Source organism: Xanthocytophaga flava, from assembly GCF_030068545.1.
Taxonomy (GTDB): domain Bacteria; phylum Bacteroidota; class Bacteroidia; order Cytophagales; family 172606-1; genus Xanthocytophaga; species Xanthocytophaga flava.
In genome coordinates this window covers 84,704-94,419 of record NZ_JASJOR010000035.1, presented here as the reverse complement: position 1 = coordinate 94,419, position 9,716 = coordinate 84,704, and the positions used below count along the sequence as shown (strand labels likewise).

10 protein-coding genes are annotated in these 9,716 nt (G+C 36.7%); 4 read left to right on the top strand and 6 right to left on the bottom strand.

The window, feature by feature from the left end; genetic code table 11:
- Positions 1-120: 120 nt before the first annotated feature.
- Positions 121-951, top strand: a complete 831-nt coding sequence (locus tag QNI15_RS33070; RefSeq protein ID WP_314036051.1) for an alpha-ketoglutarate-dependent dioxygenase AlkB — start codon at positions 121-123, stop codon at positions 949-951.
- A 64-nt stretch (positions 952-1,015) separates the two neighbouring features.
- On the opposite strand, the gene QNI15_RS33065 is transcribed toward QNI15_RS33070, so the two are convergent.
- Positions 1,016-2,128 carry an FAD-dependent monooxygenase gene (locus QNI15_RS33065; RefSeq protein ID WP_314036049.1) on the bottom strand — a complete coding sequence of 371 codons (1,113 nt, stop codon included), beginning with the start codon at positions 2,126-2,128 and terminating at the stop codon, positions 1,016-1,018.
- An 81-nt stretch (positions 2,129-2,209) separates the two neighbouring features.
- Positions 2,210-3,037 carry an AraC family transcriptional regulator gene (locus QNI15_RS33060; protein ID WP_313992145.1) on the bottom strand — a complete coding sequence of 276 codons (828 nt, stop codon included), beginning with the start codon at positions 3,035-3,037 and terminating at the stop codon, positions 2,210-2,212.
- Between the two features lie 256 nt (positions 3,038-3,293).
- Here QNI15_RS33060 and QNI15_RS33055 point away from each other — a divergent pair, with 256 nt between their 5' ends.
- Both QNI15_RS33055 and QNI15_RS33050 read left to right on the top strand, forming a co-directional pair.
- Positions 3,294-4,109 carry an SDR family oxidoreductase gene (locus tag QNI15_RS33055; protein WP_313992142.1) on the top strand — a complete coding sequence of 272 codons (816 nt, stop codon included), beginning with the start codon at positions 3,294-3,296 and terminating at the stop codon, positions 4,107-4,109.
- A 157-nt stretch (positions 4,110-4,266) separates the two neighbouring features.
- Positions 4,267-5,178, top strand: coding sequence for a helix-turn-helix domain-containing protein (locus QNI15_RS33050; protein WP_314036047.1), 912 nt, complete (start codon positions 4,267-4,269; stop codon positions 5,176-5,178).
- 12 nt (positions 5,179-5,190) lie between these two features.
- Here the strand turns inward: QNI15_RS33050 and QNI15_RS33045 are convergent, their stop codons facing one another.
- The 3 genes from QNI15_RS33045 to QNI15_RS33035 all read right to left on the bottom strand — a co-directional run bounded on the left by QNI15_RS33045 (position 5,191) and on the right by QNI15_RS33035 (position 7,353).
- The gene (locus tag QNI15_RS33045; RefSeq protein WP_313992136.1) at positions 5,191-5,604 is read right to left on the bottom strand and encodes a hypothetical protein; all 414 of its coding nucleotides are present in this window, start codon (positions 5,602-5,604) and stop codon (positions 5,191-5,193) included.
- A gap of 233 nt (positions 5,605-5,837) precedes the next feature.
- Entirely contained in the window at positions 5,838-6,734 is an 897-nt protein-coding gene (locus QNI15_RS33040; protein WP_314036045.1) for a helix-turn-helix domain-containing protein, read from the bottom strand.
- A gap of 166 nt (positions 6,735-6,900) precedes the next feature.
- The gene (locus QNI15_RS33035) at positions 6,901-7,353 is read right to left on the bottom strand and encodes a nuclear transport factor 2 family protein (RefSeq protein ID WP_313992130.1); all 453 of its coding nucleotides are present in this window, start codon (positions 7,351-7,353) and stop codon (positions 6,901-6,903) included.
- A gap of 654 nt (positions 7,354-8,007) precedes the next feature.
- On the opposite strand from QNI15_RS33035, the gene QNI15_RS33030 reads away from it, so the two are divergent.
- A complete protein-coding gene (locus QNI15_RS33030; RefSeq protein WP_313992127.1) occupies positions 8,008-8,556 on the top strand; it encodes a hypothetical protein in 549 nt (182 codons plus the stop codon).
- A 138-nt stretch (positions 8,557-8,694) separates the two neighbouring features.
- Here QNI15_RS33030 and QNI15_RS33025 read toward each other — a convergent pair whose 3' ends face one another.
- Positions 8,695-9,516 (bottom strand): alpha/beta fold hydrolase, encoded by an 822-nt coding sequence (locus tag QNI15_RS33025; protein ID WP_313992124.1) that lies wholly within the window; start codon positions 9,514-9,516, stop codon positions 8,695-8,697.
- Positions 9,517-9,716 lie beyond the last annotated feature (200 nt).

Genomic DNA, 9,716 nt, shown 5'->3' with positions numbered 1-9,716 from the left:
TTATTCTTTTTTTGGCAAGTCCCTACACACTGCCTGAGGGGCTTGCCAAAAAAAGAATGGGCTATTGGGTGTTTCTGGCAATTAGACCTGAACTTATATTTTTGTTCACTTTTTTCTTGCATGTTCAATTTATTAACATCAGATAGAGGGACAATGATTGATTCTGGATTTTATAAGATAGAACTTCCTCTAACCGGAAATCTGTTCGAGGAGTTATTTCATTCTATTGAATTTGAATCTGTAGCAAAAGGCAGAGTAGGTAACCATCTGGTGCGTGTGGAAGCGAAGGGTATACCCATAGTGAGAACTACTACCAAATACACAATACCTGCACATAATTTTTCTGCTATTCACCATAATATAGTGGAGGCAATCAACCATACTATTATAAAGGAAAGTGTACCTAATATACCTACACAGCATTTTAACAATGCATTAATAGAAGTATATGATTGTAGTTATGCTAAAATGAACTATCATTCAGACCAATGTCTGGATTTAGCTGCTGACTCCTATATCGGCGTTTTTTCCTGTTATGCTCAACCAGACCAATTATCAGAGCAAAACATACGAAGGCTTCTGATCAAAGACAAAATAACAAACGAAGAATCTGAAATTGAATTGACTCATAATTCAGTGGTGTTGTTTTCTTCGGAGACTAACACTAAGTTTCAACATAAGATTATACTAAAGCCAACACCAAACGGAAAACCAATTGTACCAGATATTAAATGGCTAGGGATTACATTCCGAACGTCAAAGACCTATATTCAATTCAATGACAATTTACCCTATTTTGTTACGGGTGATTTACTAGACCTAGCCAATCAGGAGCAAGAATCTGAATTTTTCAAGTTAAGAGGACAAGAGAACCGAAGCTTAGATTTTGTTTATCCAAACCTAACATACACGCTGAGTTTAGCTGACAGGATGGTCCCAAAGAGTAGTTGACAGGTAATAAATTCTAACTGCCCATACCAGATCAAACAATAATGGTATGGGCAATGAAAATGTGTTAAAAGCCATCTCTGTTTCTTTTTCGAATCGCTTCTTCTGTTCTTGGAATAAAGTTTTCTCTGACATTAAATTCTGCTTCTGCCTGGACTTCTTCAATAAACGGGCGTAAATTTTTATTGTAGTCCTGAAAGGCTAATTCAAAATTTCCGTTGTGTTTTTGTAGCGCATCGGCCAGTGCTGTAGCTCCTTCCACAGCGAGTGAGCCTCCCATGCCCGCAGCAGGTGAAGCACAATAGGCTGCATCACCCACCAGTGCTACTCTACCTTTTGTCCATGATGGCATTTTGATCTGACAAAATTTGTCAAAATAGAAATTCGTTGAATTTGCTATCTCTTCCAACAATTCTGCTGTTCTCCAGCCTTGCCCTGTAAATTGTTGCAGAATTATTTGCCGTTGTTGCTCTGTATTACGATAGTCATAGGGAATCTCTTTTTCTGAAAGGAAGGAAAAAATGATATCCGTTTTATCCTTGTAGGCATTCAGCATATACGCCTTACCCGGCACATTATAAAATTGCATGGTGTTTGGCGTAATTAGCGATTTGTTCACAATTGAGATAGAGAAGTAGGCTTCCAGAAAATGCGTATATTCTCTTTCATCACCAAACCAGATTTTTCGTATACCCGAATGGGTGCCATCACAGCCAATTACTAAATCAAATGCTTGTTGTGATCCACTTTTAAAAGTGACTTTTATATCATCTTCTGTTTCGGTTAATGAAGTAACGCTGTCGTTAAAAATAAACTCAACATCATTTTGTACACTATCTAGTAAAATACACACTAACTGGGTTCGTTCAATTTCGATTTCATTACTAAGATGTTTTTCATTGTTCAGCAAAAGTGAGTTCTCAGTTACATCCTCTGCATTCTTAAATTCTATCCGTTCCAGATTCAATGCATGTGATTGTAACAGCTCAAAAATTCCCATACGTTTCACAAGATCAACTGTCTTTCCCCGAAAATCAACGGCTGTGCCTCCCATTCGGGGTTCGTTGGCAATTTCAACTACGGTTACTTTGTAACCCATTTTGTTTAGCCAATACGCAGTAGAAAGTCCAGCTATGCTTGCACCTGAAACGAGTACCTTTTTTTCTTTTGATGAGTTCATTGTCTGTATGATTTTAGTTGACAATGCAAAGGAAGAGCGTACAGCAGGGAAAAAAAACAGCAATACAGAGCAGCTATTGGACTAATCGAGGTTTTTGTTTCGGAAAGCCAGTGCTGTCATTCCGGTAACCTTAGTAAATAGCCGTGAAAAATAAGGATAGTCGTCATAGCCTAATTCTGTAGCAATTTCTTTTACTGATTTATCCGAATGAAAAAGCAAGCGCTTTGCTTCCAGCACTACCCGTTGCTGGATGTGATGTGAAACAGAATGGCCTGTTGTATTCCTGACACATTCATTTAAGTAGGGTGTTGATATATTTAGTTCTTCAGCATAGGAAGCCGGACGTTTGGTTATGGTATAATTACGTTCCAATAGCTTCTTAAATGCTTTGGTGACACTATCAAACCGTGAAAGTTTGTCTGTTGATGTAGTGTGCTCTACATAGTGTGACGCAACCAATGCCACCAATACATTGCAACTATCTTTCAGTAATGAGTGATAGAGTTTATTCTTTTTCTGTTCAGTGAATTTTATGCTAAGTGCTACAGCCTCAGAAATAACCGAAAACGTTTCTTTCTCTAATAGCAATGGTTTTGTAGGGGTGATGTCTTCCAACAATGTTAGGTACACAGGATTCAGATTTTCATTACTGATAGACCAACTGCTAACGGTTACATTGTCAAATGCCAGTATACGATGTACCTGGTTTGGATGCATGTAGATAATAGATGGAGATTTAATGGTATACTCTTGAAAATCAATTTCAATGGAAACAGATCCTTCTTCAAGCAAGAAAAAAGAATGACTATCCTCACGGTGTGACTGAGTCGCTTTTTCAATTTCCACAGTACCAAAATCCTGGAAAGATATCTTCTCAATAGCAACTCCTTCACCGAAGTCGGTTCCCATAGAGTTTACTGGAATGGATTTTATTTTTTTAGCTGTCATCTTCTGAAGTTACTGGGTAAAGATAGTTTTTAATGAATAAATAAGGTTTGACAAACTTATAAATGCAGCCTGACAATTCTCCTATAGGCGATTATGACGAGCAACTGTCCTTCCAAATGGGCACAATCCGCAAAAAGAATACAACTACCCTGAATTAGTATTATATCCCACTACCCTTTTTACAAGACCTTTACATCATAATTAAAACCTCAAAAAAATGAAAAAGACAATCTTAATTACGGGTGCAAGCAGTGGTATTGGAAAAGAAACTGCAAAATTATTTCAGTCAAAAGGATGGAATGTGATCGCTACGTTGCGTACTCCTGAAAACGAAACAGAACTGACAACGTTAGACAATATATTGGTTACTAAACTGGATGTGCTGGATATACATTCTATCGAAAATGCAGTCAATGAAGGCGTCCGAAAATTTGGCAAAATTGATGTATTGTTAAACAATGCAGGTTATGGTGCGTATGGCCCTCTGGAATCGTTTTCAAGGGAAAGGATCATTCGTCAGTTTAACACCAATGTGATTGGGCTGTTAGATGTGACAAAGGCACTTCTCCCCCATTTTCGCCAAAACAAAAGTGGTGTTATCATTAATATCTCGTCTATTGGTGGTAAAATGAGCTTCCCGTTTGGTGCTTTGTATCATGGAACCAAGTTTGCCGTAGAAGGTATATCTGAATCCTTGAGTTATGAAGTTGAAGAGTTTGGTGGGAAAGTAAAAATCGTTGAGCCAGGTGCTATTGCTACTGATTTTTCAGGGCGTTCGTTTGACTTTAGCAATGAGGCAAGCCTTACCGAATATCAACCTTTAGTCGAAAAAACATTGGCAGGAATGGCAATTTTATTTCAAAGCCCTTCATCGGCCAATGTGGTCGCCAATGTAATTTATGAAGCAGCCACTGATGGAACTGATCAGTTGCGATACACAGCTGGAGAGGATGCTAAAGTGATGATCTCAAACAGGAGCCAATTAGATGATAAAGCTTTTAGAGAAGCTGTGAAAACCCAATTTGGATTTTGATTTTTATATGTAGGGAAAGGAGCCACATAGTAAGATATCCATAGCTTCTGTCCCTACATTTTATACTAAGAGGTTCTTTGAAAATCGTGGCAGTCTGACTTTTACCAAAAAAGAGAATATATTTATATCAGTTATCTACAATCAGTACCTATACTTTATGAATCAGTTTTTCCATTTACAAACCATTTCTGATTTACTCAAATTATTCGAGTTAAATCAGACTCTTAAGCATCCTTTGATAGCTGTTGTAGATCTCAGTAACTTACCTGAATATGTACATGATAAGAAGAAAATTTCATCTGATTTTTATGCGGTTATGTTCAAAAATTATAGCAAAAATAATATAAAGTATGGACGTAAAACTGTTGATTTTCAAGAGGGCAATCTGATTTGTATGGCTCCTAACCAAGTCATAGAAATGGATGATGATATTGAAGTATCTGCAACTATGATGGGTTGGGGATTATATTTTCATCCTGATTTAATTCGGGCTACTTCTTTGAATGACAAGATGAAGGATTATAGCTTTTTCTCTTACGAAATATCAGAGTCCCTTCATCTGTCCGAAAAGGAAAAACAGACTTTATATGATTGTGTAGTAAAAATTGAATCTGAGTTACAGGAAAATATTGATGTCCATAGCCAGGCCATCATTGTTTCCACAATAGAATTGCTCTTAAATTATTGTTCCCGGTTTTATGGAAGACAGTTTATAACCCGAAAAAACTCCAATAACATTGTGGTTGTTCAAATCGAAAAGATTTTGAGTGAATACTTTAATGGTAATAGCATAAGTGAAAAGGGTTTGCCGACAGTAAAATACCTGGCAGATCAGGTAAATTTGTCCCCAGGTTATCTGAGTGATCTATTGAAAAAAGAAACAGGAAAAAACACCCAGGACCACATACATTTTTATCTGATTGAGGAAGCCAAAAACAGTCTGCTAAGTACTAATAAATCTGTTGGTGAGATAGCCTATGCACTGGGATTTGATTATCCTCAATATTTCAATAAACTCTTCAAGCAAAAAACTGGCAAAACACCTATAGAGTTTAGGAGTATGAATTGAAATAAATTTCTTTTAATCTCTAACTATCCCTGCGACAAATAATAGTATAACTCCAATCACCATCACGACAAAGCCGTATTCGATTTGGATTTCCTTAATCATACCATCTGCCAGGCCACGAAGAGGGTTACTCACTAACCTGACTTGCATTTCAGTTCGTAAGGCATCTATGGCATGTTGGAAGTTTATGTAAGTGTATCCTATCACGATCACAGCTGATAGCGCCGTTGCACTCTGAAACAAATTCTCTTTTAATATAGCCAGAACCAACGCAATCATAGCAATTGCAGCTATAACTACTCCATAACCTAAACCATTCTGAAAGTAATTAATACTACCATACAAGGGAACTGTAAGAATAGGCATAAAGGTACTCACAAAGAGTAATAGAGATCCGATAACTCCAAGTAGTGGGGCAGTTTTCATAGGTAAAAGCTTTGATACTAAACTACTTCGGAAAAATACTGCTTGATGTGGATGATTTCTACTACTGAGGCTAGAAACGGGGAAAATGCCCTGCAGATACGGGAAAAATACCCCTTTCGTATGTACGTGGTAGAGTGATAGTAGTACAGCTAAACTACCTTGCTTTTAATGCATGGAAAAGTTTAGCCAATGTATACTAAGAAGAGACAAGAAGATTTTTTGCTAAAGCCAAATTACGTATTGCGGTACTGAGAAGGTGACAATTGTAATTGTCGCTTAATGAACGTACTGAAATGAGTAGGACCTTCAAAGCCAAGTGCATAGGCAATATCTGATATAGGCCAGGATGTATGCTTCAACATGATTTTGGCTTCCTGCAACAATCGCTGCATAATGATCTCAGAGGTAGTTTTTGCGGTAACTTCCTTTACAGATTTATTTAGATGGTTGACATGCACTGCCATCTGATTCGCAAAGTCAGATGCAGAACGGAGTTGTATTTCTGAAGATGCACTTTCGAGAGGAAACTGCCGTTCAAGGAGTTCTAAAAACAATGAGGTAATTCTGCTGGCGGCCGTTACCTTTTCTGGAACAGTATTGATTGCCGGACGCATTTTAATGGCACTATGAATCAATTGGAGTACCAGTGTTCTGATAGCATCGTCCTTAAATTCAAACTGACCATTCTTCTCATTTAGTATTTGCTCAAAAATGGCCTTAATAGTTGAAAGTTCTTCTGTAGTCAGTTCATATACAGGAAATCCTCTTGGTTTGAAAACCGGATATTCCTTTATTCTGCCAAAGCGTTCAAAAAAAGCTTCATTAAAAATACAACTAAATCCTTGTTGGTTTGGCGTAAGAGGTTCCCAGTTATAAGGGATTTGTGGATTGGCAAATAATAGCCCATGTTCACGTACTTCGAAGGTCTTATCTGCATAGTGTATACGGCTGTTTCCTGTAATAATGCAGATCTTGAAATAATCCTTGCGGCCAAAAGGAACTTGTATGTCTTCAATATCCGGATCACCTATACGAAAGATATTAAAGTGGGCGGCATTCCTGTCTACCTCAGCAGCAGACAAAAATGGACGATTTGCATAATATTCTTCTATTGTTTCTGGTTTAGCCAATTTGTCCTTCAGATTTTGATTTGAAAAAATTCTTTTCAGAAGGACAAAATTACGCAAATATTTCATGTAAGGGTAATGAGTAATTATTAGAGGGGATTCTGTTGGATAAAAATATACTGGGTGGAGGTTATAGATTCACCTGCACCCAGTTTGCATAAAACAGGCATTATGCATGACTGCCTTCGACAAAACTTGCGAGTGGGGCATTGATCGCTTCCATTGCTACCATTGGATTCCAGAAGTCTACATATTTGATGATTTCTCCATCCTCATTGGTTGTCACCACTGAGATATATTTCTGATTGTAAGGCTTGCCTGTCGAAATGGCATGACCACTACTGGTAAACTCTGCAATGACAAGTGTAGGATCTTCAGTTACATGAAAATGCAGGTTCTCGAACTGTACCTTAAAATGTTCAGGGAAGTTCTTCATATACTCATATAAGGATTGCTTTCCTTCTACATGTTTGGGAAAATCGGCTGGACCATAAGGAAATTCTAATATACCATCATTGGTAAATAAGTCTACCCATTCAGTAATTCTTCCTGAAGACAGGTATTCAAGGTGATTTTTAAAAGCTTGTTGTGCAAGAGTTCTAATTTGTTCTTTCGTTTTCATGATAGTTACTTTTTGTATGTTTTGTTGTTATTTGTGATACAAAAGTAGTATGAGAACGACCCCTGCCGTTATGAAAAATCAAGCAGGTATTTCTAAAAATCAATCAATTTTTAAATCACTTTGTATTTACTAATTTTTAATCATAAGAATGAGCCATAATAGATAAATTAAGGCGTGGTTCCTCGCCAGCCTTTATCTTGGTTGCTAAAAATATTTCTTTTGCGAGTTATAACTTGTTTTTCTTTAAGAGTATTAGGGCTCTCTAATCTATAATTACTGAATGGTTCTCCAGAGAGTTTATTCACTATTTCTCTAGTAAATAGTAGGGTTTAATTTCAATCTAATAATCAAGACTTTTCAAAAAAGATATTACTTCTCATAATTAAAGTATAGACATTGTCTGTATTCATTATATGAAAATGTGCTTATGCTTTTGCAACCTTGTTTTTATTAATTTTTTTAAGCTACTTGTGAACTTATGATGAAAATGCGACTTCATTTTACTCGTCTACTATAAACAATTCTTTCACGAGTTGCAGCTATATTTTAAAGCTTGTGTAATACCTTTTACGTAGAGATTTCCTATAGTTGATTATTTTACTTAATAAGTAATACAAAATACACCTTTATATATTGTAGTTATTGAGAAGAAATATGCAAAAAAGAATACTTACCATTGCTTTCTCGGTTCTAACATTTGGGCAGGTAATAGCTCAAAAACCTGAAAAGGCAGTAAAAAAACTTGGAGCTAATCCTGTTTTTATGTTAGATAGTACTCAGGTTAATCAATCTGCTTTAAATGGGATAGATCCTAATACAATTGCGATAGTCAATATGTTTTATGATAAAGAGGCTGTTGATTTATTAGGAGAGAAAGCAAAAGATGGAGCGGTTTATATGGAAACTAAGGGTTTTGCACGGAGTCGTTTCATACGTTTTTTTAGATCTTACTCTGCATCATATGATAGTCTTATTGCTAAGATCGGTAGTGACAAGGATTTTCAATATATTCTAAATGATAAAATCCAAGAAGAAAATTATGAAGGTAATCTAGCTTTAGTGGATAACGACAATATATTGGGATTAGAAGTCATTGATGCTACTCAACTGAAAAATAAATATAATATCACAAATAAATTAGTTGGAATAGCTGTTAAATCCAAAAGACCCAAGGATCTATATCATGGAAAAAAGAAGTTTTAGCAACTCAGTTTATTACGAACATCTTTTATACACTACTATTTAGTTAATATCAAATATAACTGTGCTATTGTTTGATAACTATGTAAGTTGCTGCATACATAGAATACTTAATGTATGCAGCAACTATTCTATTCCTACTTATGACTTGATAAAGTTCAGAATATCAGCATTAATGGTCGCTGCTTCTGTTGTAGGCATTCCATGAGGGAAACCTGGATAAGTAATTAGCTTACCATGCTTCAGTAGCTTGGCAGCTAGTAAAGCAGTGGTTTGGTAAGGAACAATCTGGTCATCTTCTCCATGCAATACCAAAACAGGAACATCTACATTTTTAAGATCTTCTGTGAAGTCAGTCTCAGAGAAAGCTTTTACACATTCATAATGAGCCAGGATACTGCCTGACATTCCTTGTCTCCACCAGTTTAAGCGAATGCCGTCTTTTTCTACTGCTCCTTCCCGGTTATATCCATAGAATGGTAGCGTAAGATCTCTGAAAAATTGTTGTCTGTTGGTAGCAGTCTGCAAACGAATATCATCAAAAACATTCATCGGAACACCATCCGGATTTTGAGGACTTTTTACCATACTAGGTGTTACCGCACTCACCAAGACAGCTTTGGCAACCCGACCTTTGCCATATTTATTCACATAGCGAATTACTTCTCCTCCACCCGTTGAATGGCCTACGTGTATCGCGTTTTTCAAATCCAATGCTTCTACCAGTTGCGCTACATCTGAAGCATATGTGTCCATCTCATGCCCGGATGTAGTTTGCGTAGAACGGCCATGACCTCTTCTATCATGTGCAATTACACGAAATCCTTGCTTGAAGAAGAAGAACATTTGTGCATCCCAGTCATCACTAGACAATGGCCAGCCGTGGTGAAAAACGATAGGTTGACCAGTACCCCAGTCTTTGTAATACAGTTCTGTTCCGTCTTTTAATTTTAGTGTACTCATTGTAATGAATTGGTTAAATGGTTAAGAAAAAATATATGTGATAAGGGTACTAGATTCATAGTGAGGTGAACACGCCTTAGAAAATCAGTATTGTAAAATATACTAGTCTGATACCATTATGACTGGCAACGGCGTCACTTATTATCACAGATACAACCTGAATACATCGCATACTTATAGTACACCCTCTTACTATCCAA